The organism is Aquiflexum sp. (genome assembly GCF_041749095.1).
Taxonomy (GTDB): Bacteria; Bacteroidota; Bacteroidia; order Cytophagales; family Cyclobacteriaceae; genus Aquiflexum.
In genome coordinates, this window is record NZ_JBGTCA010000019.1 from 1 (window position 1) to 25,580 (window position 25,580).

27 protein-coding genes and 1 pseudogene are annotated in these 25,580 nt (G+C 38.8%); 14 read left to right on the plus strand and 14 right to left on the minus strand.

Features of this window, described 5'->3' with window-relative positions; genetic code table 11:
* Nucleotides 1–391 (minus strand): PIN domain-containing protein (locus tag ACEW8O_RS01080; protein ID WP_373492772.1); only part of this gene is annotated, 391 nt, incomplete at its 3' end.
* A 3-nt stretch (nt 392–394) separates the two neighbouring features.
* Nucleotides 395–586 carry a type II toxin-antitoxin system VapB family antitoxin gene (locus ACEW8O_RS01085; RefSeq protein ID WP_373492773.1) on the minus strand — a complete coding sequence of 64 codons (192 nt, stop codon included), beginning with the start codon at nt 584–586 and terminating at the stop codon, nt 395–397.
* Nucleotides 587–714: 128 nt separating this feature from the next.
* Between ACEW8O_RS01085 and aroQ the strand changes: the two genes are divergently transcribed.
* The 7 genes from aroQ (at nt 715) to ACEW8O_RS01120 (ending at nt 8,652) form a co-directional block, all read left to right on the plus strand.
* Nucleotides 715–1,134, plus strand: a complete 420-nt coding sequence (aroQ, locus tag ACEW8O_RS01090; RefSeq protein ID WP_373492774.1) for a type II 3-dehydroquinate dehydratase — start codon at nt 715–717, stop codon at nt 1,132–1,134.
* Nucleotides 1,135–1,251: 117 nt separating this feature from the next.
* Nucleotides 1,252–2,307, plus strand: a complete 1,056-nt coding sequence (locus ACEW8O_RS01095) for an aminotransferase class V-fold PLP-dependent enzyme (protein WP_373492775.1) — start codon at nt 1,252–1,254, stop codon at nt 2,305–2,307.
* A 29-nt stretch (nt 2,308–2,336) separates the two neighbouring features.
* The gene (rnhA, locus tag ACEW8O_RS01100) at nt 2,337–2,786 is read left to right on the plus strand and encodes a ribonuclease HI (protein WP_373492776.1); all 450 of its coding nucleotides are present in this window, start codon (nt 2,337–2,339) and stop codon (nt 2,784–2,786) included.
* Between the two features lie 129 nt (nt 2,787–2,915).
* A complete protein-coding gene (locus ACEW8O_RS01105; RefSeq protein WP_373492777.1) occupies nt 2,916–3,629 on the plus strand; it encodes a tRNA1(Val) (adenine(37)-N6)-methyltransferase in 714 nt (237 codons plus the stop codon).
* Between the two features lie 87 nt (nt 3,630–3,716).
* Entirely contained in the window at nt 3,717–5,177 is a 1,461-nt protein-coding gene (locus ACEW8O_RS01110) for an IPT/TIG domain-containing protein (RefSeq protein WP_373492778.1), read from the plus strand.
* Nucleotides 5,178–5,188: 11 nt separating this feature from the next.
* Entirely contained in the window at nt 5,189–7,588 is a 2,400-nt protein-coding gene (locus ACEW8O_RS01115; RefSeq protein WP_373492779.1) for a TonB-dependent receptor domain-containing protein, read from the plus strand.
* Between the two features lie 5 nt (nt 7,589–7,593).
* Nucleotides 7,594–8,652: a DUF4249 domain-containing protein gene (locus ACEW8O_RS01120; protein ID WP_373492780.1), complete on the plus strand. Its 1,059-nt coding sequence runs from the start codon at nt 7,594–7,596 to the stop codon at nt 8,650–8,652.
* Nucleotides 8,653–8,683: 31 nt separating this feature from the next.
* Here the strand turns inward: ACEW8O_RS01120 and ACEW8O_RS01125 are convergent, their stop codons facing one another.
* Nucleotides 8,684–10,015, minus strand: a complete 1,332-nt coding sequence (locus tag ACEW8O_RS01125; protein WP_373492781.1) for a saccharopine dehydrogenase family protein — start codon at nt 10,013–10,015, stop codon at nt 8,684–8,686.
* 133 nt (nt 10,016–10,148) lie between these two features.
* On the opposite strand from ACEW8O_RS01125, the gene ACEW8O_RS01130 reads away from it, so the two are divergent.
* The 3 genes from ACEW8O_RS01130 (at nt 10,149) to ACEW8O_RS01140 (ending at nt 11,799) form a co-directional block, all read left to right on the plus strand.
* On the plus strand, nt 10,149–10,631 hold the full coding sequence (locus ACEW8O_RS01130; protein WP_373492782.1) for a cytidine deaminase: 483 nt from the start codon (nt 10,149–10,151) through the stop codon (nt 10,629–10,631).
* On the plus strand, nt 10,631–11,269 hold the full coding sequence (locus ACEW8O_RS01135; RefSeq protein WP_373492783.1) for an alpha/beta hydrolase: 639 nt from the start codon (nt 10,631–10,633) through the stop codon (nt 11,267–11,269). Before ACEW8O_RS01130 ends, ACEW8O_RS01135 begins: the two co-directional genes overlap by 1 nt.
* Nucleotides 11,270–11,358: 89 nt before the next feature.
* Nucleotides 11,359–11,799, plus strand: coding sequence for a UPF0158 family protein (locus ACEW8O_RS01140; protein WP_373492784.1), 441 nt, complete (start codon nt 11,359–11,361; stop codon nt 11,797–11,799).
* A gap of 42 nt (nt 11,800–11,841) precedes the next feature.
* Here ACEW8O_RS01140 and ACEW8O_RS01145 read toward each other — a convergent pair whose 3' ends face one another.
* The 9 genes and pseudogenes from ACEW8O_RS01145 to ACEW8O_RS01185 all read right to left on the minus strand — a co-directional run bounded on the left by ACEW8O_RS01145 (nt 11,842) and on the right by ACEW8O_RS01185 (nt 20,019).
* The gene (locus ACEW8O_RS01145; protein WP_373492785.1) at nt 11,842–13,149 is read right to left on the minus strand and encodes an ABC transporter permease; all 1,308 of its coding nucleotides are present in this window, start codon (nt 13,147–13,149) and stop codon (nt 11,842–11,844) included.
* A pseudogene (locus tag ACEW8O_RS01150) lies at nt 13,142–14,040 on the minus strand (ABC transporter ATP-binding protein). The gene ACEW8O_RS01145 and the pseudogene ACEW8O_RS01150 overlap by 8 nt, the downstream one beginning before the upstream one ends.
* Before the next feature lie 44 nt (nt 14,041–14,084).
* The gene (locus ACEW8O_RS01155; RefSeq protein WP_373492786.1) at nt 14,085–14,972 is read right to left on the minus strand and encodes a hypothetical protein; all 888 of its coding nucleotides are present in this window, start codon (nt 14,970–14,972) and stop codon (nt 14,085–14,087) included.
* 78 nt (nt 14,973–15,050) lie between these two features.
* On the minus strand, nt 15,051–16,157 hold the full coding sequence (dnaJ, locus tag ACEW8O_RS01160) for a molecular chaperone DnaJ (protein WP_373492787.1): 1,107 nt from the start codon (nt 16,155–16,157) through the stop codon (nt 15,051–15,053).
* A gap of 8 nt (nt 16,158–16,165) precedes the next feature.
* A complete protein-coding gene (locus ACEW8O_RS01165; protein WP_373492788.1) occupies nt 16,166–16,741 on the minus strand; it encodes a nucleotide exchange factor GrpE in 576 nt (191 codons plus the stop codon).
* Between the two features lie 74 nt (nt 16,742–16,815).
* Entirely contained in the window at nt 16,816–17,811 is a 996-nt protein-coding gene (gene obgE / locus ACEW8O_RS01170; protein WP_373492828.1) for a GTPase ObgE, read from the minus strand.
* An 83-nt stretch (nt 17,812–17,894) separates the two neighbouring features.
* Nucleotides 17,895–18,467 carry an adenylate kinase gene (locus ACEW8O_RS01175; RefSeq protein WP_373492789.1) on the minus strand — a complete coding sequence of 191 codons (573 nt, stop codon included), beginning with the start codon at nt 18,465–18,467 and terminating at the stop codon, nt 17,895–17,897.
* A 30-nt stretch (nt 18,468–18,497) separates the two neighbouring features.
* Nucleotides 18,498–19,025: a hypoxanthine phosphoribosyltransferase gene (gene hpt / locus ACEW8O_RS01180; RefSeq protein ID WP_373492790.1), complete on the minus strand. Its 528-nt coding sequence runs from the start codon at nt 19,023–19,025 to the stop codon at nt 18,498–18,500.
* Between the two features lie 85 nt (nt 19,026–19,110).
* Nucleotides 19,111–20,019 (minus strand): aminopeptidase, encoded by a 909-nt coding sequence (locus ACEW8O_RS01185; protein ID WP_373492829.1) that lies wholly within the window; start codon nt 20,017–20,019, stop codon nt 19,111–19,113.
* A gap of 176 nt (nt 20,020–20,195) precedes the next feature.
* On the opposite strand from ACEW8O_RS01185, the gene ACEW8O_RS01190 reads away from it, so the two are divergent.
* The 4 genes from ACEW8O_RS01190 (at nt 20,196) to ACEW8O_RS01205 (ending at nt 23,620) form a co-directional block, all read left to right on the plus strand.
* Nucleotides 20,196–21,458 (plus strand): OmpA family protein, encoded by a 1,263-nt coding sequence (locus ACEW8O_RS01190; RefSeq protein WP_373492791.1) that lies wholly within the window; start codon nt 20,196–20,198, stop codon nt 21,456–21,458.
* A gap of 123 nt (nt 21,459–21,581) precedes the next feature.
* On the plus strand, nt 21,582–22,235 hold the full coding sequence (gene upp, locus ACEW8O_RS01195) for a uracil phosphoribosyltransferase (protein ID WP_373492792.1): 654 nt from the start codon (nt 21,582–21,584) through the stop codon (nt 22,233–22,235).
* 6 nt (nt 22,236–22,241) lie between these two features.
* A complete protein-coding gene (locus ACEW8O_RS01200; protein ID WP_373492793.1) occupies nt 22,242–23,165 on the plus strand; it encodes a calcium/sodium antiporter in 924 nt (307 codons plus the stop codon).
* Nucleotides 23,162–23,620, plus strand: coding sequence for a hypothetical protein (locus ACEW8O_RS01205; protein ID WP_373492794.1), 459 nt, complete (start codon nt 23,162–23,164; stop codon nt 23,618–23,620). The genes ACEW8O_RS01200 and ACEW8O_RS01205 overlap by 4 nt, the downstream gene beginning before the upstream one ends.
* Here the strand turns inward: ACEW8O_RS01205 and sdaAA are convergent.
* The gene (gene sdaAA, locus ACEW8O_RS01210; RefSeq protein WP_373492795.1) at nt 23,609–24,517 is read right to left on the minus strand and encodes an L-serine ammonia-lyase, iron-sulfur-dependent, subunit alpha; all 909 of its coding nucleotides are present in this window, start codon (nt 24,515–24,517) and stop codon (nt 23,609–23,611) included. The genes ACEW8O_RS01205 and sdaAA overlap by 12 nt on opposite strands.
* Nucleotides 24,518–24,618: 101 nt before the next feature.
* Entirely contained in the window at nt 24,619–25,578 is a 960-nt protein-coding gene (locus tag ACEW8O_RS01215) for an FKBP-type peptidyl-prolyl cis-trans isomerase (protein WP_373492796.1), read from the minus strand.
* Between the last annotated feature and the right edge of the window lie 2 nt (nt 25,579–25,580).

The following is a 25,580-nucleotide window of genomic DNA, read 5'->3' on the forward strand; positions in this document are numbered from 1 at the left end:
AATTGAATAATTGTAGATTGCTTCCTAAAGCAATGTGGTCAAAATCTCTATCTCTGTGCCAAATTGGAATATCAAAATAAAGTGCATTCCATGCAATCAAACAATCATTGCTTTTCCTAATTGAAATCCCTTTTTTCTTCAGTGAAAAAAATAATTGGGCAGCACCTTCTGCGGATTGATAAGGGTCAATCTGCAGCTTTTGTAATGCATCGAGTTTCAGGGATAAATTAGTAAAATCATTTTCTGTTCTGCATCCCTGCAACAACTCCTGTACTATGGTCGGGCAGATGCAAACCTGATCATTCGTAATCAGATCAAACATTCTTTGGGAAATATTGTCATTTGGATCATTTAAGAAGGGAATCCATATTGAAGTATCTATTAAAACCATTTTTCAAATTGTTCTCATATCCTCAAGATTACCTTCCCATTTTAATTTCCCGCGAAGTTCTGCCAATTCCTTCAATTTCAACATCCTTAAATATTCCCTCAAAGCAGTATCCACGACTTCTTTTTTGGTTTTGATAGCCGATTTTTCCAGAATCTCACCCATTAATTTTTCATCAATTTCAATATTTGTTCTCATGATGCAAATATATGTTATACACAAAAATAACATAAATTATACACACAAAAGTTTAATCTTTAAAAATCTGCATAATCGCATTTTAACCGATAACTTTGAACTTTCAAAACCACTAACCTCCAATCACATTGAAAATCCTTATCATCAACGGTCCTAATCTCAATCTCTTGGGCAAAAGAGAACCGGAAATTTATGGCAGCACTTCCTTTGAAGATTATTTTGGAACGCTGAAAACAAAGTTTCCTGATCTGGAATTACACTATTTTCAAAACAATATTGAGGGGGAAATCATTGATAAAATCCATGAAGTTGGATTTGACTTTGATGCGATCCTTATCAATGCGGGCGGATACACGCATACATCTGTTGCCATTTCGGATGCCATCGCAGGAGTGACCACACCGGTATTGGAGGTACATATTTCCAATATTTACAAAAGAGAGGAATTCCGCCACAAAAGCATAATCACCAAGGAATGCGTTGGGATGATTTCGGGTCTTGGTCTCAAAGGGTATGAGCTGGGCATCCGGTTTTTTCTCAAACAGTAGGTTTCGGAACCCAATATCTTAATATCAAAATATCAACAAATATCCATCAGCTACGGATTCAATGGTTGTGAATTCGTTAAGCCATTCCAACCTTCAACTCCCTTAAATATAAAAACAATGATCACATTTGCACCGGGACCTTCCAAGGTCTATGACAGCCTTCCCCCATACATGCAGGATGCCTATGAAAAAGGCATTTTGAGCGCAAATCACCGTTCTGCTGTTTTCATGCATCTCTATCAGGAAACAGAAACACTGATGCGGGAAAAGCTCCATGTGCCTGAGGATTACAAATTACTTTTCACCTCTTCAGCGACAGAGAATTGGGAGATCATTTCCCAATCCATAGTGCAGTCTGCAGGTTATCATATTTTTTCCGGTTCATTTGGCAAGAAATGGTTTGATTATGCCAAATACATCGAACCTAAATGCCATGCCCATAAATTAGAGTCAGATCAAACTATTGATGTGCAAAATCTGGAGATCGGGGAAGAATTCGATGTGATTGCCATAACCCAAAACGAGACATCAAATGCCACTCAGGTCACCAATCGGACCATCGCTGACATTGCCAATAAATATCCCGGGAAAATGATAGCTGTGGATACCACTTCTTCCATGGGAGGAATTGAGCTGGAATTTAGATTGGCAGACATTTGGTATGCTTCAGTACAGAAATGTTTTGGACTGCCTGCAGGTTTGGGGATTTTGATTATTTCTCCTAAAGCCATTGAAAAGGCAAAATACAAGGGCGAAAAAGGGAGATATAACAGCCTGAACTTTATGCTAGAAAATGCTGAAAACTATCAGACCCATTACACCCCAAATGTCTTTGGTATTTATTTACTGTTTAGGGTATTAAAGGACATTCCTGAAATCCAGCATATAGACCAAAAAACCAAAGAACGCATGAGGATCTTGGAAGACACTATTGCCAAAACAGGAAAATTAAGAATGCTGATCCAAAATCCTGAAGCCAGAAGCAGCACGGTCCTGGCGATCACAGGAAGAGACGAACTGATCACTGAAGTCAAAAAATCTGCAGAAAAAGTTGGTATGCAGATGGGTAGTGGATATGGGCCATTGAAAGCAAGCAGTTTCAGGATAGCCAATTTCCCGGCTATCTCTGATACGGAATTTCAAAATCTGATCGATTTTCTCAAAAAATATTAGACCTCCATTAATCTACTTTTCTTTGCATCATGATTACAATCTTTACAGACGGTGCCTCCAAAGGCAATCCCGGGCCGGGTGGTTATGGAGTAGTGATGAAATACAACCAACATCGAAAAGAACTTTCAGGCGGTTACAGACTCACTACCAACAACAGGATGGAACTCCTGGCAGTCATCCGTGCCCTCCAGGAACTGAAAGCAAGGGGTATCCCAGTGACAATTTACTCAGACAGCAAGTATGTCGTGGATGCCATTGAAAAGGGTTGGCTATGGAGTTGGCAGAAAAAGGGATTCAAGGACAAGAAGAATATCGATCTCTGGAAAATATATATTCCATTGCACGTCAGGTACAAGCCGAAGTTCATGTGGGTAAAAGGCCATGCCGGACACCTTGAAAATGAACGCTGCGATCAATTGGCCGTAGCAGCGGCGGAAATGCCCAATTTACCTGCTGATGAGGGATATGAGAATCTTTGATTTGAGTTTCTGTAAATAGACAGAAGACGGAAGACGGAAGACGGAACATGGCATGAGTCGATATTTTGGACAGCTTTTTAGATCGCTAATTATTTAATCTTTGATCCTTTTAAAAGACTGTTCACTAAAATGAAAGACGCTGTATTCCGGTTCAAACAATTTGCTGTGCAACAGGACAGGTGCGCCATGAAAATCAGCACTGATGGGGTAGTTTTGGGAGCATTTGCAGGTCGGGGAAATCCACAAAGAATTCTGGATATCGGAGCAGGAACAGGGGTTGTTTCATTGATGTTGGCACAAAGATTTCCTGAGGCCACGATTACAGGGATTGAAATTGACAAAGATGCTTTTGAACAGGCCTCAGAAAATGTATGCAAAAGTCCTTGGAGTAACCGCATAAAAATGATTAACCAAAGCTTTCAGGAATTTTATAACCAACATGATGGAAAGTTTGATTTGATTGTCAGCAATCCCCCCTTTTTTCCAAAACACTTAAAATCACCTGATCCAAAAAAAAATTTGGCTTTACACAATGACAGTCTATCTTTCGGTGAACTGGCAAATGGCATAAAAAGGTTATTGGAGAATGATGGACATTTTTGGCTGATTCTACCCCCTGAACAAATGGATACAATCAATAGAATTCTTGAATTTTTAGGTTTTTTTGTTTTTGAAAAACTGGATTTAAGAGATAAACCAGCTAAAAATATTATTAGGACAATTCAGGCTTTTTCTTTTTCAAAAGGAGAAATAAAAAATTCTGATATGCATATTAAAGATAAATCAGGGAAATACTCAAAAGATTATTCTGAACTACTCCAACAGTTTCTTATCATATTTTAGTTTTTATATAGTCTGACCATAACAAAATGTTTTTTTTAAATCCATTATTGCTGTACTTTTAAACCCTATTTTATAAGAGTTAAATTAATGAATAAGAGTAATATTGGTGTCATATCATTTCTGGTGATTTTAATGGGTATTTTTTCGTCTTGTGAAGAAGAAAATATAATACCCCCCTCACTGATCACCGAAGAAGTTATTTATCTGAGTGGAGAGCGGGTCAGATTACTTGGAAGGATCCTCACTACCCAAAATATCAATGCAAATGACCATGGTTTTTATGTGGCTGAAAATGAGGCCTTTAATCAGCCATTGATCATTTCCTTGGGGGAAAGAATCAACCCGGGCAGATTTATTGGAGAAATTGAGGCGCTGACCATTGAACGCACCTACTATGCTAAGTCCTTTATCAATATAGGTGGAGAGATTCAATTCGGCAATGTTTTACAACTCACGACCCTCTCCCCTCAAATTCAAAGTTTTTCTCCAAATAATGGCCCGGCAGGAACTCTCATAACCATAACGGGTAAAAATTTTACTTCGGATACCCAAATATTAATCGGGAACAGGCCAGCTGAAATTCAGTCAATAGAATTTGAATCAAGGATTACGGCAAAAATTCCTCCCCCTGGTTCAACAGCTAGGGAAACTGTGACTATAATTATTCAGGGAAGGGAATTTGTTCTTAACCAACAGTATGAATATCCTACAGGAACATTTACGAAGCTCCCAAATCCACCTATATCTATTCGGCTGAAAGGAAATATTTTTTTTCAGGACAATGAAAATTTCTATTTGGGTTTGGGAACCAATGCTGATAATTCATTGAATTCTAAAATCTGGAAATATAATCTTGGTACCGAGCAATGGTCTGAGGAAACTTTTCAAGGCAACCCATTGTGGCTGGCTTTTTCCACAAATAATTATTTTGGTGGTGGTTCAAGTACTATTGCATTCTCACCATATGTACCAAGTCGGGATTTTTGGAGAATTCAAAATGGGAATTTTGAGAAATTGCCTGATTTACCATTTGCAGTTATAGAACCGGTTTCATTTGAAACCAATCAAAATCTATATGTAAGCGGCGGGTTAATTGGGAACAGTAATTTCAAATATTCGAAATCTTCCGGTGAATGGAGAAGTATCAATCCTGCCCCGGTTTCTTTAAATAAAACTGATTTATATTTTGTCCACAATGACAAATTATATATAGCGAGTTCAACCAACAAACAGATTTATCTGTTTGATCCAGAGACAGAAGAATGGAGTTTCTTCGGTATATATCCCGGAGATTTAGTGGGAGGAAGTGCTGGATTTGGAGTTACCATTGGTGACCGGGTCTTTGCCGGTTTAAATTATAGGTCTGTTCAGGTATGGGAACTCAATATGGTGCCAGGTTCAAATTGGATCAAGAAAAATGATTTTATTGGCACACCGTTAGCCTGGAATATTGGAGTTTTTTCAGATGGGGAGTTCATATACTTGGTAAGGAGGCTAGATCTTTCCGGCCAAATAGAATTCTGGAAATTTGATCCAAACAGGTTTTAAATAAAGATTATATGAGAAAAATTTTACAATTAATATTTTTTCTTTTCCTGGTTGGTATTTCTGCAAATGCGCAGCAAAAAAATGTCGTGGGAAGGGATATCGGACAATTAAAAGACCTCAAAATAGGTGGCCGGATCATCGATCAGATCACAGGTGAACCTTTGGTGGGAGCTACAATTACCGTTCGCGAACTGACACAAACAGAAATTACAAGTACCAACGGCACCTTTAATCTGGTTTTGGACAGAGCAGAATACACGCTTGAGATCAGGTATGTTGGTTATGAAACCGTATTATATCCTTTTGTAGCAGTGGGCGATGGAAGGATAAGTCTAACCATGATTCAAGAAGACTTTACATTGGATGATGTGGTTATCTATGGTAGGGATCCTGAGAAAAACATCAGAAGCACAGATATGGGTGCCATCAGCATCAGCATGAATACACTGAGGGAATTACCTCCATTTCTTGGAGAAGTGGATATTATAAGAAGCATTGCTACTCTTCCTGGCGTTAGTCAGGTGGGGGAAGCTTCATCAGGATTAAATGTAAGAGGAGGAGGGGCTGATCAAAACCTTATTATGTTTGCGGGTGCACCTATATATAATCCTTCTCACCTTTTCGGTTTGTTCACGGCTTTCAATCCTGATGTGGTAAATGATTTCACTTTATATAAGGCGATAATCCCGACCAAATACGGAGGAAGAGGGTCATCCATCTTGGATATCACACCAAAATCAGGAAGTCTGACCAATTGGGGCGGTGACCTAATGGTAGGTACAGTTTCAGGTAAAATCGGATTTAATGGTCCTGTCATCAAAGACAAGGTCTCTGCTAAAGTCGGTGTAAGAGGATCTTATATTAACTGGTTGCTCGGGTCGCTGAACAATGCCGATCTGAGGACAAGCCAGGCCAATTTCAATGATGTGAACGGAATTCTATATGGCGAAATCAATGATAACCATAATGTCACCTATAGCTTCTACCGTAGTTATGATGATTTTGCACTGGCATCTGACACCACCATTTCATGGACAAATATGAGCCATACGCTAAGTTATCAGGGGAGATTTTCTGAAAAGTTTTCTGTCAATGCCATAGGATTTTCCACGTTGTATGATTTTACCATTTTCAATCAATCAGGTATCAATAATTTCGACCTCAATTCAGGAATCATTGACAATGGCTTAAGGTTGAACTTTACTTATGCCCTGAGTGAAAGGAACAGAATCACCTTTGGCGGAGATACTAAAAACCTTACCATCAACCCGGGAGAACTAATACCGGGAGTTGTCAACGGAGAATCTACCATTCTTCCCCAATTGGTGCAAAGCGAATATGCCAGAGAGTCAGGCTTATATCTTCAACATGAACTTGAATTGGGGGAAAAATTCGGTTTTTCCTATGGAATGAGATACGACATGTACCAATATTATGGGCCTCGGACTGTCAGGGAATATGCCCCAAATCTTCCACTGAATGCTGGAAATGTCATCGGTGAAAGAACTTATGGAGATGGCGAACTTATCCAATCTTATGATGGCTGGGGTCCAAGGGCTTCTATTCGCTATTCTATAGATTCCAGGACCTCCATCAAAGGTGGCTACAACAAAATGTACCAGTTTATCCATTTGATCTCGAATACTGCCACCATAGCTCCGACAGATATTTGGAAGTTGAGTGACCGATTTTTGAAGCCACAGATTGTAGATCAGTATTCCCTGGGGATATATAAAAACTTCAGAGGAAATATTTTTGAGACCTCAGTAGAAGTATATTACAAAGACATTCAAAATGTGGTGGAATACAAAGACGGAGCAAAGCTTTTGCTACAGAACAATCTTGAAACAGAAATCATACCAGGGGAAGGAAGGGCTTATGGGGTTGAAGTCTATGCAAAGAAAAATCTTGGTAGAATCACCGGTTGGGCAAGTTATACCTATTCCAGAACCTTTAGGAGAGTCATTACACCTTTCGAGGAAGAGATAATCAATGATGGAGAATGGTACCCTGCCAATTTTGATAAACCACATGACTTGACTTTGATCGGAAATTATAAAATGGCATCCAATGTTTCCCTTTCGGCTACCTTTTCCTACAGTACAGGAAGACCTGTGACATTCCCGGAAGCTAAATTTGATTTTGCAGGTAATTCCCTCGCATTTTTTAGAAACCGGAATCTTCAAAGAATTCCTGATTTTCATAGGTTAGATCTTTCTTTAAATTTCCAGTTGAAAGGTAAAGGTAAATTCTATGATGGTGACTGGACATTTGCTGTAATGAATGTTTATGGAAGGAAAAACCCATTTTCGATCTTTTTTGCCGACCAGCCCGGTTCTCCACCACAAGCCTATAGACTTGCAATACTTGGTGTGCCACTTCCTACTTTGAGTTATTCGATGAAATTCTGATGAACATGTTGAAAAGATTGATTTATATATTATTGATTATCCCTATTTCCTGTATTGATCCCTATAAGATCGATATCCCCCAAGGTACTCAACTGCTAACGGTCGATGGTTTTATAACCACCGATCCCGGGCCGCATTTGATAAGATTGACCAGAAGTGATACCTATGGTAGTGTATTTGAGGGCCTAATCAGGCCTGTAACCAGGGCAACAGTAGGTATAAGGGACAGCGAGGGAAATGTAACCTTCCTCGATGAACTGGCAAATGACGGTGTCTATGCCACGCCTGCAGGTTTTAGGGCAAGGGTTGGGATTTCATATTCCTTACAGATCAATTTACAGACCGGTAAGTCTTACACTTCCCTTCCTGAAAGAGTAGAATCTGTCCCTCAAATTGATTCACTTTCTTACAAGTCTATAAAATTTAATACCAATGACAGGTTAACAGACATAATCGGTGTTCAAGTATTTGCCCACTTTACAGATCCAAGTGATCAGGCAAATTTCTATTATTGGAGAAATGGTACTTCCACATTTGTATTGGTAGCCAACCCGGAACTGTACACTTTACCTCCGAATCATCCCGAAAATCCAAGAGGCCCGGCTCCTAAAGACTGCTGCGCGATTTGTTTTGTCGATGATGAATCCAGAATTCAAAGATTCACTCTTGCTTCCGATGAGAACTTCAATGGCCTGTCCCAACGACTTCCAGTCCTGTTTATTGAAGATAATGGATTGAGGTTTAGACAAACCTACAGGGCAGAAATACAACAAATGGCAATTTCAAGTGAAGCACATAGGTTTCTGAGTTTGATTGAGCAGCAAACAAATCTCACGGGAAGTGTTTTTGACAATCCTCCTGCCAGTATTAGAGGAAATATCATAAGTTTAGATGATCCTGATGAGACGGTTTTAGGCTACTTTATTGCCGGCTCGGTCGATAAAAAAAATGTCTACATTGAAAACAATAAACTTGAATTCCGTCAAACACCCGGAATAATTCCGGATGATTGTCTTACGGTAAGCGGAGCCAGACTCAATCCTCCGGCAGATTGGAACCCGTAAGGAAATTAATTTGCAATAACTCCAATAATAACTACAGAAGCTTGATCCTTTCTTCGAATACAATCCCTTCTTTTTCCAAAGCCCCTAAAATAGGCTCATAAATTTCGGATAGAACAGGAACGTGTAAGCCCCTCACATTGATTTTACCATCCAAAAACAGATCAACGGCAATGGCCAATGGCAGACCAACTGTCTTGGCCATTGCAGTATGTTCCTGATTTACTCCTTTGCATACCAGGCTGGAAACTATATCCTTCTTTCCTTCGGGAGTCTCAATCTCAAATAGATGCTGCATGACAATCATGTCTTTATCTTGATGTCCCAACTTCCACTTTTCTTTCAAAATCTCCTCTAAAATTGAAGCCGGACTTCCTGTTTTTTTTGGTATTGGACTATCAGAAAACATTCCTAACCATTCGATTTTCTCGAGTATTTCGCTACCGACCCATGGTAGAAGTTCCTGAAGTTTTTCCTCCACCGATTTGGTCTCATGAAAAGGCAAAAATGAATTAAAAAACATCCTATGTGAAAATCCCGTAGGCAACTCCATCTGAAAAGAGTCGTCTGTGATTCCCAATTGCACAAAGACATCCCAACTTTGACAAAACCCAGCTCTTCTTAAAGTCCCTCTCAGCAATGTAGGGATTTCATTAAGTCCATAAATCTTTCTATAACTCAAAGAATCCCTGTTTGGATAGCCTTCAAAATCACCAACTTTGTCAAATCTGATTTTCTCCAGTCTCCTGTAAAGCATGTGATAGGGTATATATTTGAGTTCTCCATTTTGGATAAACCGAGAAGTCCCCTGACCTGCAAGGACAACATTTCTAGGATTCCAGGTAAATTTATATTTCCAAGGGTTATTCTCACTTTCAGGCGCTAGTAACCCACCTGTATAGGACTTAAAAGAAGTGACCCTATTGCCTGTTTTTTTTTCATCATTGATAATTTTCATAGCAGACATGTGATCCAAACCCGGATCTAATCCACATTCATTTAGAAAAAGGAGGTTCTTGGCTTCTATTTCACTTTTCATTTCCCTCATTTCCCCGGATTCATAGGAAGCGGAGAAAAAATGTTTGCCCAATTCCAGACAGTCCTTTGCGATGATCGGATGCAAAAAAGCAGGAAGCATTGAAATCACCACATCTGATTCTTCGATAAGGGCTTTTCTTTTCTCTTCATCTTCCAAGTTTATACACACAGCTTTGCCTGACCCATGGTCCTTCAGCTTTTCGGCAGCAATCTCCACAGAAACATCTGCTACAATAATTTTTCTTTTTTTTGGTACAGCTGTCTCCAAAAGATATTCAATTAGAAAAACGGATGATTTCCCTGCACCGAGGATCAGTATTGTTTGCATAATGAATAAATAAATATGACTGCCCGAAGTTGTGAAAAAACAGGGAAGGCAAAAAATCCAACACTATAATTAAATGGAAAATAACAATTCCGGATTTTTTTTTGTTATTTCAATCCGATTTTTAAATCATAAAATGAATAGAAGGATAGAGTTGAAAGTAAGTTTGGAGGTGATCCAAAAAAAGGACTGGTCTGAGGAAGAGTGCATTTTGATTTCCAGGGCAAGTGAAATTTTAGAGATGGCCCATGCCCCATATTCAAATTTTCTGGTAGGAGCAGCATTACTTCTGGAAGATGGTTCTATTTTTGTAGCGAACAATCAGGAAAATGTTTCTTTTCCGGTTGGGGTCTGTGCAGAAAGGGCCGTTCTTAGTTATGCCTTGGGAAATAATCCTAAAGTAAGGCCTTTGAAATTGGCAATAGTTGCTAAAAGGAATGGTGAAAAAAAAATGGCAACCGTAACCCCGTGTGGACTTTGCCGGCAGACTATCAATGAATATGAAGTGAAATTTGGGCAACCAATTGAATTGTTGATGCTCAATCCTGATGGGGATATTTTAAAAGCGTCTGGAATTGACCAGTTATTGCCTTTTAGATTTAACGATTTGAACAGTTAATGAAATATAATTTCAAATATCAGCATACTGCCCAATATAGGACATCCCATGTGATCAATAGGAACGAAAAAGAAATTATTATTGCCCTTCACGGCTATGGTCAGTTGTCAGAATTCTTCCTCAAAAAGCTCGAACCAATTTTCAGTGAAGACAAGTTGATTGTTGTACCGGAGGCAACGAATTACGCTTATTTGGAAGGTTTTTCCGGCAGAGTTGGAGCCAATTGGATGACCCTCCACGAGAGAGAGTCTGCCATAACCAACAACAATGATTATCTCAATGGACTTCTCGAAAATATCCTTTTGAAATACAGGATTAGACCAATCGTCAAAGTCATGGGTTTTTCTCAAGGTGCCGCCACTGCTACTCGATGGGTCAGTCAACTTCCTTTTTCGGTAAATTCCCTTATTCTTTGGAGTGGAGGATTTGCCCATGACCTTAATTTCCAAAAAACCGGAGAAAAACTAAAGAATACAGAAGTTATGATTGTTTTAGGTGATTCGGACAGCCTCATTACGACGGATTCTATCCAAAAACAGGATGAGTTTCTTTCCATGTTGCCTTTTGAGGTAAAAAAGCTCCGATTTGAAGGAGGTCATGATTTAAATACACCTTTTCTCCAAAAGATTTTTGGATAATGTAAATTATATAAATGATACCAGAACAAAAAAGTTTGATATGAACTGCGAGTTATTTAATTTTCTTAAAATTTTATCTGAATTCCACAATGCTTACCCTATCTGAAAAAGAAGTCGAAAAAATAGCAGTGCAGCTGCTGAAGGGGATGATTTGTTTTTTCCAAATGGACAATAAAAAAATTCACCACTTACCTGATGATGAGGACTATTTCAATTACGATCTTACTCCTGAGGAGGAAGATATTCTGGATGAAATAGATGATAATCCCGACAATTTCGCAGAATTCACCAAGATGGAACCCAATCAGGAACATCAAATGATGGAGCATTTTGCTGATAGAATTGTAAAGGAGAGAAATTTCCAGGATGACCTCTTCAATGCTTTAAGCAAGCCGAAAGCAGCAACAGGTTTCAAATTCCTAATAGACAGTTCCGGAAAATATTCCGAAAAATGGCAGGAATACCGGATCCAAAAATACAAGGATTGGGTAAAGGAACAGGTTGACAGCTTTAACTATTCCGAAGAATAAGTAAAGTCACTTTTAGGTGGCTGTACTGAGCTCTTTCCAACACTAGTTCGTCTTAATCCATCTCCAGATGGTTTTGTAATTGACCTTGGTACCATGGATCAAAATCCCTATACGGTACACTTTCCCAGCCACCCATGTACTGAACAAAAATCCCACGATCAATAGCACTATTGACAGGGCCAAGTCCCAGAAAGGCACGCCATAACTCACCCTGCCCATCATGGCAATCGGTGAAGTGAACGGAACAATGGACAGCCAAAAAGAGACATTGCTATTGGGATCGTTCAATACAAAAACAAAAAGGCCCATATATCCAATTAGCAGTGGAATAGTGATGGGAAGCATAAATTGTTGAGCTTCAGAAGGTGTGTCTATGGCGGCACCCACAGCCGCAAAAAAAGCCCCATAAAGCAAGTAACCTCCCAAGAAGTAAAATATAAAAGTCAACGTCAGCTGAATAAAATCTATTCCCTGAATTGTCTGAATGATATTGTAAATATTTTCATCTCCATTGATCATTTGACCCATTTCAGGATTTGAAAGCTCCATTAATTGTTGGTGGGGCAATTGCATTCCGAAATAGCCGATTATTATTGAAGAGATCCCTCCTATCAGTACTACCCAGATCAGAAACTGGGTGAGACCTACTGCACCGATCCCGATTATTTTACCCATCATTAGCTGAAAGGGCCTGATAGAAGATATAAGGATTTCGATGATCCGGCTGGATTTTTCCTCGATAACTCCCTGCATGATCTGGTTGCCGTAGATAAAGATGAAAATATAGATTAGAATGCCTGCCATGAAGCCGATGGCATAATTGACCGTTGCGTCAGATATTTTTTCATCTCCTCTGTTATCCAAAGTAATGGATTGGATGGCCACTTTGGTTCGGTAGGCATTGATGACCTCCGGATCTATCCCCGATTCAAAAAGCCTTTGTTCCTCTATTCTTTTTTTCAGATTGGATTCAAGAGTGGTTATAAATCCCATACTTGGATTTTTTTCTGCATAATATATGATACCGGTTGGTTTGGTAAGATCTAATTTGGGAATATATAAAAAGCCAAATCTTTCTCCGTCCTGCACCATAGTCTTGGCATCTTCCAAGGATGTATTGGAAAAGGAAAAAGCGTATTGTTCCGAACTCTCAAGAAAAAACAGGTTATTTTCATCCACGACTTCAATAATTCTTAAAGCGGAACTGGATGATTCATCTACAGCTATCCATAGAAATACCCCCATAATTGCAGGAAAAATCAATGGAGTCAAAATTGTCGCTAAAAGAAAAGACTTCTTCTGTACCCTTGAGAGGTATTCTCTCTTGATTACCAGCCAGACTTTACCCATTTGAATAATCTTTAACTTGTTGGATAAAAATTTCTTCCATACTTGGTAATATTTCCTGAAAGCTGACCACTTCCCCAAACTCCATCAATTTGAGAAGCATTTGATTCGGAGAATCTTGCCCTAGCGACAATGTAAACGTGGCCAGTCCATTTTTTAATTGGGCGCCAAACTCCAATGGAAGATTGCTGCCATCACAATTAAGACTGATTTTATATTTATTGGGTCTAAATTGTTGTTTGATATTTTCCAGACTTCCCTCCAGAATTTTATGTGACTTGTGAATCATGGCTATTTGATCACACAATAGTTCTACTGATTCCATCCTATGAGTTGACAAAACCAGTGTAATTCCCTTATCCTTCAACTCAAGGATTTCATCTTTAATGATTTCAGCATTAATTGGATCAAACCCCGAAAAAGGTTCATCCAAAATTAGGAGTTCGGGTTCATGGATAATGGTAGAAATAAACTGCACCTTTTGGGCCATTCCTTTGGAAAGGTCATCAATCCTCTTGTCTTTCCAGGAAATTATATCCATTTTTTTAGCCAATAACTCACCTTTTCTTTGGCAATTGCAGCTGGCATGCCTTTTAGCCTCGCAAAATAGATCAATTGGTCCCAAACCTTCATTTTTTTGTACAGACCTCTTTCTTCGGGCAAATAGCCGATTCTGGAGATATGGTTTGGATGCAGTTTTTCTCCATTGAACAAAACCTGCCCTTGGTCTGCTTCTATGATCTGATTGATAATTCGGATAAGGGTGGTTTTTCCTGCCCCATTGGGACCTAGCAGACCAAAAATCCCACCTTCAGGAATACATAAAGAAACATCACTAAGAGCCTTGTTAGGTCCATAAGATTTGTTCAAATGTTGGATTTCGAGGATAGCCAAAGAAAATTCTTTTTGGTAAAAATATTAAATCTTGAAATTGTATCCTATCTGAGGGTAACAGAACCAACAGAAACATCAATATCGAAAGTCATCAGATTCTTACTGTTTTCTTTATAGGTTCTGCTTACGTAGGTTTTATTACCAATATCCTTAAGATGTTTGGGAATATAAGTCCTGCACATAGGTGTTGATTTGATCTTAACAATAAAGGGCTGACTGTCATCCGGTAGTTCAAGGTTAACTTTGCCTGCACCCACCATTGCCTGAATATTACAGGACTCAGGCATTTTGCCTGAGAATGAAAGATTGAGTGTTCCGTAATTGGCCTCAAATATCATTTCCTTGGCGTTTGTGAGATTGAGATTGAACGCTTCAACATTTCCCATATTAATGGACACCATGATGGTGTCCATTTTGACCGAATTTGCCGTATTTTTACTATAATCCAACAAAATGTCCGCACTCGTGGACTTAATAATGCAATTAGAGATTGGCAAATAGGAGAGATCAAGATTGGCTGTTCCAATTCCAAAATAAAAATGGAGATCATATAGAAAATTGGAATTCAGACCAACAGACCATTTATGGTCAAAATCGTCATTAGTGCTTGAAAAGAGTTTATAGGAAAGACTTTTTCCCAGATTTTCGGATTCTACATTTCTATGGACCAAATTGGCATATAGTACCTCATCCCTGATTTCATGGAAAAATGAAGGCAATATATTTACTTTCGATAAATTTGATTTGATATAAAGAGACTCCTCCCCTTGTTTTCTTTTGATCTCAGAAACACCTTTGTAAATGTTGAAATCCAGATAAACAAGATGGTACCCACGCCGCTCTTCAATTTTAAACTCTTTGGTGATCTGGGCCGTAAGCTGGAAAGAAACCCCAAAAACGAGTCCGATAATTAAGCTAAATCTGTTCAGCATACGGTAAGGTTACGGCAATCAATTTAAAAGGTTCTTGAAGGTATAAAAAAAGCCAGATTTTCGTCTGGCTCCAAATTTTTAGAAAAATTCTTTCATTTTATCGAAAAAGCTCTTTTCCGATTTACCTGGGTCTGGCTTGAAATTATCAGAATCTTTGAGGTCTTCAAGAATTTGTTTTTCCTCTTTACTGAGTTGTTTGGGAGTCCAAACATTCACGTGAATGAGCTGGTCACCTCTACTATATCCATTGATATCTCTTATTCCTTTTCCTTTCAATCTGAGAATCTTCCCACTTTGCGTACCCGGGTCTAGCTTTATCTTGACTTTACCGTCAATAGTAGGCACTTCAATCTGAGACCCCAAAGCTGCATCAATGAAACTGACATACAAGTCAAACACAACGTTATTGCCATCCCTTTGAAGAATTTCATCTTCAATCTCCTCAATCACTATCAGCAAATCTCCAGGAACTCCACCTGCCGTTTCATTTCCTTTTCCTGACATACTCAATTGCATGCCATCAGCAACACCTGCCGGGATATTGATCGGAATTACCTCCTCTTTTAATATAAGGCCCCTTGGATCTGCTTCCGCAGGTTTTTTATCTACGATTTGACCATTGCCTCCACAAGTAGGACATGTACTGGCCGAAACCATTTGACCCAACATGGTATTGACTACTTTTTTGATCTGACCGGAACCGTGGCAGGATGGACAGGATTTGAAAGTAACTCCATCTGCAATAATATGTCTCTTTACTTTGATTTTCTTCTCAACACCGTTAGCTATTTCTTTGAGGTTGAGCTTGAGCTTTACGCGAAGGTTTGTTCCTTTTTTGGTTCTTCGACCACCTCTGCCTCCTCCAAAAAATGATTCAAATCCGCCGCCTCCGAAAATATCTCCAAACTGGGAAAAGATATCCTCCATATTCATTCCGCCACCACCGTAGCCGCCATTTCCACCAAGACCCTGATGTCCAAACTGATCATAGCGCTGACGCTTATCCGGATTGCTTAAAACTTCATAGGCTTCCGCAGCTTCTTTGAATTTTTCTTCTGCTTCAGGATTATCAGGATTTTTATCCGGGTGATATTGAATTGCTAATTTCCTGTAAGCTTTTTTGATTTCCTCAGGGGCAGCACTTTTACTTACCCCTAATATTTCGTAATAATCTCTCTTTGCCATATCCTTTTTTATGCTCCTGTCACAACTTTGGCATACCTGATGACCTTATCACCGAGGGTATATCCTCTTTCCACTACATCGATAACCTTCCCTTTCATATCCTGTGTTGGGGAAGGAATTTGGGTAATTGCTTCTTGGGTTTCCGGATCAAATGCTTTTCCAATAAGATCATCCATAGGTTTCAAGCCCTTATTTTCCAGTATTTTTACAAGTTTATTGAATACCAATTGATTTCCATCTCTTACTTTAACCGGATTATCTTCATTTTCACTGGCTTTGCAGGCTCTTTCAAAATCGTCAATGACAGGTACTATCTCGGTCATCAGATCTTGAGAAGCAGTTTTTATTAGATCCAAACGTTCTTTGGAAGTCCTCCTTCTATAATTTTCAAACTCAGAATAAAGCCTTACATATTTATCTTTCAGTTCTGCCACCTCTTCTTGTAATTTTTCTTCCTGAGATAATTCACTTGTTTCAGATTTTGAATCAGAAGTGACGTGCTCTTCATTGGACAATTCATCCTGATTTACTTCCTGTTCTTCGGAAGTGAAATGTTCATCATTGAATAACTCTTTCTCAGCCATTTGTTTTAAAATTTTTTAATCTTTTGTAAATCATCAATTTGTTTGCCATTGCACATTCTCTGACAAACTGACATTTATTGACTATGGATAGCCTGCCATAACATGTCTTTCAATTTATCGAGATTATATTGGGATACAGAAGAAATGAAAATAGAAGGGATATCTTTAGGTAGATCTGCCCCCATTTGATCCATCAGCTCATCGTCCAACATGTCTGATTTTGTGATAGCCAATAGTCTCTTCTTGTCCAAAAGTTCGGGGTTGAATTTCTCCAATTCTCCGAGTAGGATTCTATATTGCTCAGAAATGCTTTCGGCATCTGCCGGTATCATAAATAACATGATGGAGTTCCTTTCTATATGTCTCAAAAATCTCAAGCCTAATCCCTTACCTTCCGAAGCTCCTTCTATGATTCCTGGGATATCGGCCATTACGAAGGATTTGTCATCTCTATACCCTATTACTCCGAGATTAGGAACTAAAGTCGTGAATGGATAATCACCAATCTCCGGTCTTGCCGCGGATATACTTGACAAAAGCGTAGATTTTCCGGCATTCGGAAAACCTACAAGTCCAACATCCGCCAATAATTTCAATTCAAGAATAATCCATTCCTCTATCCCCGGTTCGCCAGGTTGTGCAAAGTGTGGCGCTTGATTGGTCGCAGTTTTGAAGTGGTCGTTGCCCAATCCTCCTCTTCCTCCCGGTGTAAGAATTACCTCTTGCCCATCTTCAGTGACTTCGAACCTGACTTCCAATGATTCAGCATCCTTGGCAACGGTTCCTAATGGTACTTCCAAAATCACGTCAACCCCCTCCCTTCCTTTTCTTCTACCTCCTTCTCCGCCTTTGCCGTCTTCTCCAATAACATGTTTTTTGTATTTAAGGTGTAGAAGTGTCCAAAGCTGGGAGCTTCCTTTCAGAATGATGTGCCCACCTCGCCCACCATCCCCACCGTCAGGACCGCCTTTTGGCACGTGCTTTTCCCTTCTGAAATGAACAGAACCCGCCCCACCTGCTCCTGATCTTGAGCAAAATTTCACATAATCAATAAAGTTGGAATCAGCCACTTTCTTCTTTTTTTCTAACAAAAACGGCTAAGCTCTTAGCTTAGCCGAACAAATCCAATTACAAAGGTACAAATTATTCTATATCAGAGCTTATCAATTACTTTTTCGATGTCCCCAAAAATATCCTCGATTGTACCAACACCATTGATTTTTGTGAATTTGCCCTGCTTTTCATAATATGCTGCAACAGGCAAGGTCTCATCCAAATAGACTCTAATTCTGGTTTCTATTTTGGACTCGTCCTGATCATCCGTGCGACCAGAGGTCTTTCCTCTCTCCCTTATCCGTTCTTTCAGCACTTTCTCTTCCACCTCCAAAGCAATCATACCTGAAATCTCCAAGTTGTTGTTTTGCATCAGCTTGTCCAAAGCTTCAGCCTGTGCGACAGTTCTTGGAAATCCATCAAAAATAAAACCATTTGAATCTTTGTTATGGGTGATTTTGTCTTCAACCATCCTTATCACAACTTCATCAGGAACCAACCTTCCTTCGTCCATATATTTTTTGGCCAACTTACCAAGCTCTGTACCTTCTCCTAAATGCTTTCTGAACAAATCACCTGTCGAAAGGTGTGTCAGGTGGTATTTATCGATGATTTTTTCACTTTGGGTTCCTTTACCTGCCCCGGGAGGGCCAAATAACACAATATTGAGCATGATCTATTTCTTTTGTTTTTATAATGAAAACTATTTTAATTGGTATAAAGCAGGCAAGTTTCTTCCTAATCCATCATAATCCAATCCATACCCCACCACAAACCTATTTGGAATTTCAAACCCAACATAATCAATATTGATGTCATGAACCAGAGCATCAGGCTTTAATAGTAGGGAAGCTACCGCAATTTTTTTTGGTTTTCTTTCTTTAACAAGTTCCAAAAGAAATTTCATACTCAAACCTGTATCAACAATATCCTCAACAATAATTACTGATTTTCCCTCTATATCTAAATCCAGTCCAATTAAACTCTTTACTTCACCGCTAGACTTGGTTCCCATATATGAGGCTACCTTAATAAAAGTAACCTCAACAGGAACTTTAATATTTTTGGTCAGATCAGATAAAAACATGAAGGCACCGTTTAATACTCCTATCAGGACTGCAGGGCCCTCTGAAAAATCGTTTGATATTTCAGAAGCCAGTTCCTCTATTCGCTTTTTCAGCACATGAGCACTTATATAAGGTACAAATTCTTTATCTTTTATCAATACCATCTTATGAAACAAAAATGCCCTTTATTAAAGGGCGCTACAAATATAAAAAAAAAAGCTTGGCCATCTTGGATTTGGATATTAATCCTTATAAATGTTTCATCAAATACCTGTACATAGCCAGCATTGATTCCAGATCAAGAAGGGAGACCTTCTCTGATGGGGTATGAACATTATCCTCTGCTGCACCAATAAAACACCAATCAATAGCATAAGGTGAGAGTTGTATTTCCCTTCCGTCACTACCACCTGTACCTTCTACTTCTAATTGAAAAGGGATGCCACTGTCCAATGCCAATCTTATAATTCTATCCAAATATATTTTTCTGGGGATGAATTTGTCACGCATGGAGATGACTACTCCTTGATGATGCTCAATTCCATCTGTAATCCAGGTAATGTCCGAAACTAATGCCTGTTTGATTGGAAAAGTCTCCTCAATAAATTTTAGTAAAAAAGGAACACTTCCTCCTCCATGTTCTTCATAGGTTGAAAAAACGACCCAACCATGTTCAAGGGATTCACACATTTTTAGACAATTATAAATACCCAATCTGTTGTCTAAGTATGCAGCCTGAATAAATTCTTTATCAATCCTTATGTTTTGTGCATAGGATAATAAAGTTCCCCTTTCAATTGACCTTGGAAAATCGTGAAATAAATCTCCCTCTTTTTCAACAATTTTACACAAAATAGGACCTAAACTATCCTTTCCAACGATATATTCATCACTATCCACCTCAGGGCCGCCTATTGGCACAAGTTGATTTTCATACCTGACTGTAAAACCAATAGTATCTATATGGGCAAATACAGCGGTTCTTGGTTTCCCAAATTTCAGTAATAAGCAATCCTGAAACCTTTCTCCAAAATAAAAATCAGGCTGAACTTTCCACTGAAATTTCCGTTGTTGGATGTAGTCAATCAAAAATTCTGTCATAGAACGCTCATCTCCTGAGACACTTTGTATATTAAGTAACTTGTTGAGCAGTTCCATTTTAGTGTAATTTTGCTTGTTTTGGCTTAGTTTCACAAATATGAAAATTTGAAAAGATTTTTGATAAAGTTTAAAGTTTTAAAATATTAATATACATTTGTGAATAGTTAAAAGTTTATAAATTTGAAATCAAATCAATTAAACACTCAAAATCTGAACGTAAAAAATTTTTTATTATGAAAAAAATACTACTATCTACAATCATGGCTGGGTGTATTGCCTTATCGGTAAACGCCCAAAGCGACTACAATAAGTGGTCCCTAGAACTAAATGGAGGCTTTAATCATGTACAAGCTCCATTGACTCCTAACTATTTCTCACCCATCGCATTAGGTCATGTTGACTTCGGTGTTAGATACATGTTCAATGACAAGTTTGGAGCCAAACTTGATTATGGACTTGGCTCTTTCAACGAGAAAAGTGACTCTCCTACGTTTTCTACCGGTTATTACAGGTTGAATCTTCAGGGTGTGGCTAATTTGGGAAGAATTATGAAGTGGGAATCGTTCACAAGAACGTTCAATCTGTTAGGTCACCTTGGTGCTGGAATAGGTCAAGTAAGACCTGATGCAAATCCATTGGACGACAATGTCTTTAACCTAATGGCCGGTCTTACTGGCCAAATTAAGCTTGGTGAAAGAGTAGCTCTAACAGGTGATATCAGTGCCCTCGCTAACGGAAGACAAACTGTTTCTTTTGATGGGAATACTAATGTACCTACAACTGATCCAACTTACCATGGTCCGAAAGCGAACTGGTGGACTGGAACAATAGGATTGAATTTCTACCTTGGAAAAGCCTCTACTCATGCCGATTGGTATGTTGAAGCTGATAAATATGCTACAAAAGCAGAATTGGCTCAACAAATCGGTGAAATCAAAGATATGTTGAAAGACTCTGATGGAGATGGTATTCCTGATTATTTGGATAAAGAACCAAACACCCCTGCAGGTGCAAGAGTTGATAATATGGGTAGAACCTTAGATTCTGATGGTGACGGAATTCCTGACCATTTGGACAAATGTCCTTTTGCTCCCGGACCTGCCTCAAATAACGGTTGTCCAATTGAAGAAGAAGTTAAAGAAGTTGATTACTTCAAGAAAGCTATTAATGAAGGTTATGTAAATGTTTATTTTGCATTTGATAGTGCTAAGCCCCTTGGATATTCAGCTTCAGCCACAAATTATGTTGCTAATTTCTTAAAAAGGAATCCAGGAGTGAAATTAGAAGTCAAAGGTTATGCTGATGAAATCGGACCTGAAGATTATAATATGAAACTTTCTGAAAGAAGAGCTAAAACTGTTTATGATTTGTTGATCACAACAGGTATAGATGCATCCAGAATTACATATAAAGGCTACGGCGAAGATACAAGTGTAGATAAGAATTCTGCTGACGCCAGACAACTAGCTAGAAGAGTAAGTTTTGAAGTGAAATAGTAATCAATAGATATAAATAATAGCCCGATCCCAAAGATCGGGCTTTTTTTATGTAAATCTTCGCAGGTTAAATTAAAGTTAATTTATCGATATTTGTTTTTGTGAAATTTATAGCCAAAAGCCATGTTTATACTTGACAAGACAAATTCTATTGCCAATCAATATCTGTTCGAATTACGGGATAAAAGCATACAAATTGACCGCCTCCGCTTCAGAAAAAACCTTGAAAGGCTTGGGAAAATTATGGCTTATGAAATCTCCAAGTCTCTTCACTATTCCTCCAGAACAATTGAAACCCCTTTAGGAAATGCTACTATCCCTTTAATGCAAGAACAGCCGGTTCTGATTTCTGTAATGAGGGCTGCTATTCCCTTTTTCCAAGGATTCTTGAATTTTTTTGATGCAGCGGATAGTGGCTTTATTGGTGCCTATCGGGTAGCTGAAAAACCATGCTCCAAAGAAGTAGAAATCGATTACTTGTACCAAGCCGCACCTAGTCTAGAAGGAAAGGAAGTTATCATTATTGATCCTATGCTGGCCACCGGCAAATCATTTATAAATACCGTAGAAAACCTACTCCTTACCCATGGAAATCCAACCATGATCCATATTGCATGTGTTATCGCAGCACCTGAAGGAATTGACTACATTAAAAATCAATTGCGTATTCCCTTTACACTTTGGATTTGTTCATTGGATGAAAAGTTAAATGACAGATCCTATATTATTCCCGGTTTAGGAGATGCCGGAGATTTATGTTTTGGTCAAAAACTTTAAATAAAAATGGATTACCTGTTTTTAGTGATCGGGCTGGCCATTTTGTTGGCAGGAGGAAAATTTTTAGTTGATGGTGCCTCAGGATTGGCTTTAAAATTTGGGCTTAGTCAAGGTCTGATCGGGCTTACTATTGTGGCATTTGGCACTTCAGCTCCAGAGTTACTTGTGAGTATCAATGCGGCCATCAAGGGCAATAGTGATATTGCCTTGGGGAATGTCATTGGATCAAATATTTCAAATATTTCTTTGGTATTGGGAATAAGTGCAATGATTTTTCCCATAGTTATATTGAAGTCAGTAATCAAATTAGATTATTTGACAGCTCTATTAAGTTCTGTTCTTTTCTATGTGATGGCGTTGAATGGTACCATTTCGCGATGGGAAGGATTGATACTTTTTATTTTACTTATCTTGATAAACATTTATTTTTTCAGAAAGCTTTCAGGGGGAGACCACCTGGCTTCAGACGATACCTCTATTACAATCCATCCACTTTGGAAAACCATTGTGTTATTGATAGCCGGGATTTTAGGTTTGTTTTTTGGCTCGGATATGTTGGTGGACAGTGCGGTAAATATTTCCAAGAATTTGGGAATCAGTGAGCGGGTAATCGGTGTTACAATCATCGCAATTGGTACAAGTCTTCCTGAACTGGTAACCTCCGTGATTGCTGCATTGAATAAAAAAACGGATATCGCAATAGGAAATATCCTTGGAAGCAATATCATGAATGTTTTGTCAATCATAGGTATTACAGCATTGGTCAGCCCGATTCAGGTTTCAGATTTGTTTCTTAAACAGGATTTTATTTGGATGATCGGATTTACCTTAATCTTGTTCCCAATACTCAAGTCCAAATTGACCGTTTCTAAAAGAGAAGGATTTATATTATTGGTATTGTATGGGTTATATTTATATGTAATAATATGAGCACATACATCATTAAATTTCTTACCATATTTTTTGCATGTCTCTTCAAATTCATAGCAGGGCCTGTATTGGGTGCTGCTGCAGGCTACAACCTTACGGAAATAATCATAGTATCAGTGGGTGGAATGATGACTTCAGTCGTTGGTACGACCTATTTGGGGGATTGGTTTAAATCTCACTGGAACTTAAGAATTACGAAAAACCGAAAAAAATTCACTCCAAAAACACGGCGAATAGTCAGAGTTTGGAAAAAATTTGGGCCTTTAGGGGTCGCTGTTCTGACCCCTGTTTTCCTTACTCCAATAGGTGGATCAATAGTTCTGAATGCTTTTAATGTGGAAAAGAAAAAAATATTCTTTTATATGTTGGCCAGTGCCATGTTTTGGGCCTTAATTTTGGGTTATTCAATACATTGGTTGCTGAATATTCCATTCTTTGACAACCTACTCCGTTAGGTCCTCATCTGGAAGTATCTCAATATCCTGGATTAATACCCGCTTGGAAATTTCCTGACCAGTCAAAGTCGCTGCTAGTCCACCCATCGCTGTTTCCTTGTACCTGCTTTCCATACTGGATCCAATTTCCCCCATTGCATCGATACATTCATCAACAGGAATCACAGCGTTGACTCCGGCCAGAGCTATTTGAGCAGAACTATTAGCGATCGCCACTGCACTTGCATTTCTGACGACACAAGGAATTTCTACCAACCCAGCAACCGGATCACAGACCAAGCCTAGCATACATTGGATAGTAATAGCTACCGCATTGAATATTTGGTCAACGGAACCATCAAGACAGTAAACAATGGCTCCGGAGGCCATTGCGGCAGCAGAACCGGTCTCGGCCTGACATCCCCCGACCGCGCCGGCAAGGCTTGCTTTCTGCTCTATAATCAAAGCAATCCCAGCTCCAACAAGAAGCCCCTCCAGTATTTTTCTATCATCCAAAGAATGTATTTCCTGTAGTGTATATAATACTCCCGGCAAGATCCCTGAAGCTCCGGCAGTTGGCGCAGCCACCACTCGACCCATACAGGAATTCACTTCCTTTGCGGCCAAAGCACGTGATATTAGTTTTTGGAATTCAATAGAAAGGACAGCTAGTGGATGATTATAAACCTTCTTTGCTCCATTGTTGATCATTCCTGATCTTGAGGTCATATCTTCTGACAAACCGGTCTCAACAGCCTCTTTCATCACCTCATACGCTTTTGATAGACCTGACCAGATTTCATCTTCTGTAACACCCTTTTGGGAAACCTCATATTGCAAAACGGATTCAAATAGATTCAGTTGATTGGCTTTACAATATTCTTTCCATTCTATAAAACTTTCAAAAAGAAAACTCATTATAATTTGGGTTTAAATACAGAACAAATTTGGATATTCTACATCACAAAAAAAAGGCCTTCAAATCCAAGATATGAAGGCCTTCAGCAGTTATATTATATTTAACGAACTTCCACAATCTTCACCATAAACCTGATAGGTTCTTTTGGTCTCGCTATCTGGTTGATGAAGCCTTTTTCGAAAAGGTCTTTCCTGATTATGTATGGGAAAACTTGTGTGGAATTTGTAAAACCCAAATCGGATGGTATGAGCAATTCCAGTTCCATATCCTTTTTAACCCCAAACAAACCCAAATTCAAAAATTTCAAATTTCCTTCATTACCAATTGTAGCCTGTACAGGTGCATTAGGCGCATTTTCGGCTATAGGATCAGTGCTATCCAACTGAAATAACTGGAATGTGAAACGGACAATATCACTGTTGGCAGAAACCTTTGAATCCTCTGCCCCTTCCTCAAGGGTTTTAACATACATACCCTCTGAAGTTTTCTCAAATCCCTCTAACTCATTCTCAGAAATAAAGTCCTCCATTAATTCTTCCTCGAAGACCTTTAGTTCAGCCTCGGTGTAGGTGTCAACGAATTTCATTTTGATTACCAAATTGGAATTAGGTAGAATCAATTGTTGGTAACTATAAGTTTGATAGCCTAAATAGGAAGGGACATATAGTATTAAAGTTTCACCGGTTTTGGCCATCCCGGAGGCAAAATTCATAGCCCTGGGAACCAGTCCGCTATCATTGTGGACATATAATCTAGGCCTTTCAGTTTCATCCATATAGCTTTCAATCAATTGGTCATCTGTGGTTCTGATTTCATAATAAACTCCAACCACTTCATTGTTGACGATTTGATTGCCTGTAGCATTGACCACTTCTTTTCTGTAGAAATATCCTACCGGACTTTCAACTGCATCTATGGAATTTCTGGATAAATATTCTCTTAATAACCTGTCATCCTTTTCCATTGATTTCTGAAGGTCAGACTCGGACTCCGGAAAGCATGCCGTCAACCCATACATAACAATTCCGATCATTATCGGAACAACTCTTCTGTTTATCATTA

Bases quoted from the DNA above. Each gene is read 5' to 3' on its own strand.
- ACEW8O_RS01120 (WP_373492780.1), top strand. From the start codon at position 7,594: ATGTTGAAAAGATTGATTTATATATTATTGATTATCCCTATTTCCTGT.
- ACEW8O_RS01145 (WP_373492785.1), bottom strand. From the start codon at position 13,149: ATGGGTAAAGTCTGGCTGGTAATCAAGAGAGAATACCTCTCAAGGGTA.
- ACEW8O_RS01185 (WP_373492829.1), bottom strand. From the start codon at position 20,019: ATGGAACTGCTCAACAAGTTACTTAATATACAAAGTGTCTCAGGAGAT.
- rnhA (WP_373492776.1), top strand. From the start codon at position 2,337: ATGATTACAATCTTTACAGACGGTGCCTCCAAAGGCAATCCCGGGCCG.
- sdaAA (WP_373492795.1), bottom strand. From the start codon at position 24,517: ATGAGTTTTCTTTTTGAAAGTTTTATAGAATGGAAAGAATATTGTAAA.
- ACEW8O_RS01140 (WP_373492784.1), top strand. From the start codon at position 11,359: ATGCTTACCCTATCTGAAAAAGAAGTCGAAAAAATAGCAGTGCAGCTG.
- ACEW8O_RS01155 (WP_373492786.1), bottom strand. From the start codon at position 14,972: ATGCTGAACAGATTTAGCTTAATTATCGGACTCGTTTTTGGGGTTTCT.
- ACEW8O_RS01085 (WP_373492773.1), bottom strand. From the start codon at position 586: ATGAGAACAAATATTGAAATTGATGAAAAATTAATGGGTGAGATTCTG.
- ACEW8O_RS01190 (WP_373492791.1), top strand. From the start codon at position 20,196: ATGAAAAAAATACTACTATCTACAATCATGGCTGGGTGTATTGCCTTA.
- ACEW8O_RS01135 (WP_373492783.1), top strand. From the start codon at position 10,631: ATGAAATATAATTTCAAATATCAGCATACTGCCCAATATAGGACATCC.
- ACEW8O_RS01105 (WP_373492777.1), top strand. From the start codon at position 2,916: ATGAAAGACGCTGTATTCCGGTTCAAACAATTTGCTGTGCAACAGGAC.
- ACEW8O_RS01110 (WP_373492778.1), top strand. From the start codon at position 3,717: ATGAATAAGAGTAATATTGGTGTCATATCATTTCTGGTGATTTTAATG.
- hpt (WP_373492790.1), bottom strand. From the start codon at position 19,025: ATGGTATTGATAAAAGATAAAGAATTTGTACCTTATATAAGTGCTCAT.
- ACEW8O_RS01205 (WP_373492794.1), top strand. From the start codon at position 23,162: ATGAGCACATACATCATTAAATTTCTTACCATATTTTTTGCATGTCTC.
- ACEW8O_RS01115 (WP_373492779.1), top strand. From the start codon at position 5,189: ATGAGAAAAATTTTACAATTAATATTTTTTCTTTTCCTGGTTGGTATT.
- ACEW8O_RS01200 (WP_373492793.1), top strand. From the start codon at position 22,242: ATGGATTACCTGTTTTTAGTGATCGGGCTGGCCATTTTGTTGGCAGGA.
- ACEW8O_RS01095 (WP_373492775.1), top strand. From the start codon at position 1,252: ATGATCACATTTGCACCGGGACCTTCCAAGGTCTATGACAGCCTTCCC.
- upp (WP_373492792.1), top strand. From the start codon at position 21,582: ATGTTTATACTTGACAAGACAAATTCTATTGCCAATCAATATCTGTTC.
- ACEW8O_RS01125 (WP_373492781.1), bottom strand. From the start codon at position 10,015: ATGCAAACAATACTGATCCTCGGTGCAGGGAAATCATCCGTTTTTCTA.
- ACEW8O_RS01130 (WP_373492782.1), top strand. From the start codon at position 10,149: ATGAATAGAAGGATAGAGTTGAAAGTAAGTTTGGAGGTGATCCAAAAA.
- dnaJ (WP_373492787.1), bottom strand. From the start codon at position 16,157: ATGGCAAAGAGAGATTATTACGAAATATTAGGGGTAAGTAAAAGTGCT.
- ACEW8O_RS01165 (WP_373492788.1), bottom strand. From the start codon at position 16,741: ATGGCTGAGAAAGAGTTATTCAATGATGAACATTTCACTTCCGAAGAA.
- ACEW8O_RS01175 (WP_373492789.1), bottom strand. From the start codon at position 18,467: ATGCTCAATATTGTGTTATTTGGCCCTCCCGGGGCAGGTAAAGGAACC.
- ACEW8O_RS01215 (WP_373492796.1), bottom strand. From the start codon at position 25,578: ATGATAAACAGAAGAGTTGTTCCGATAATGATCGGAATTGTTATGTAT.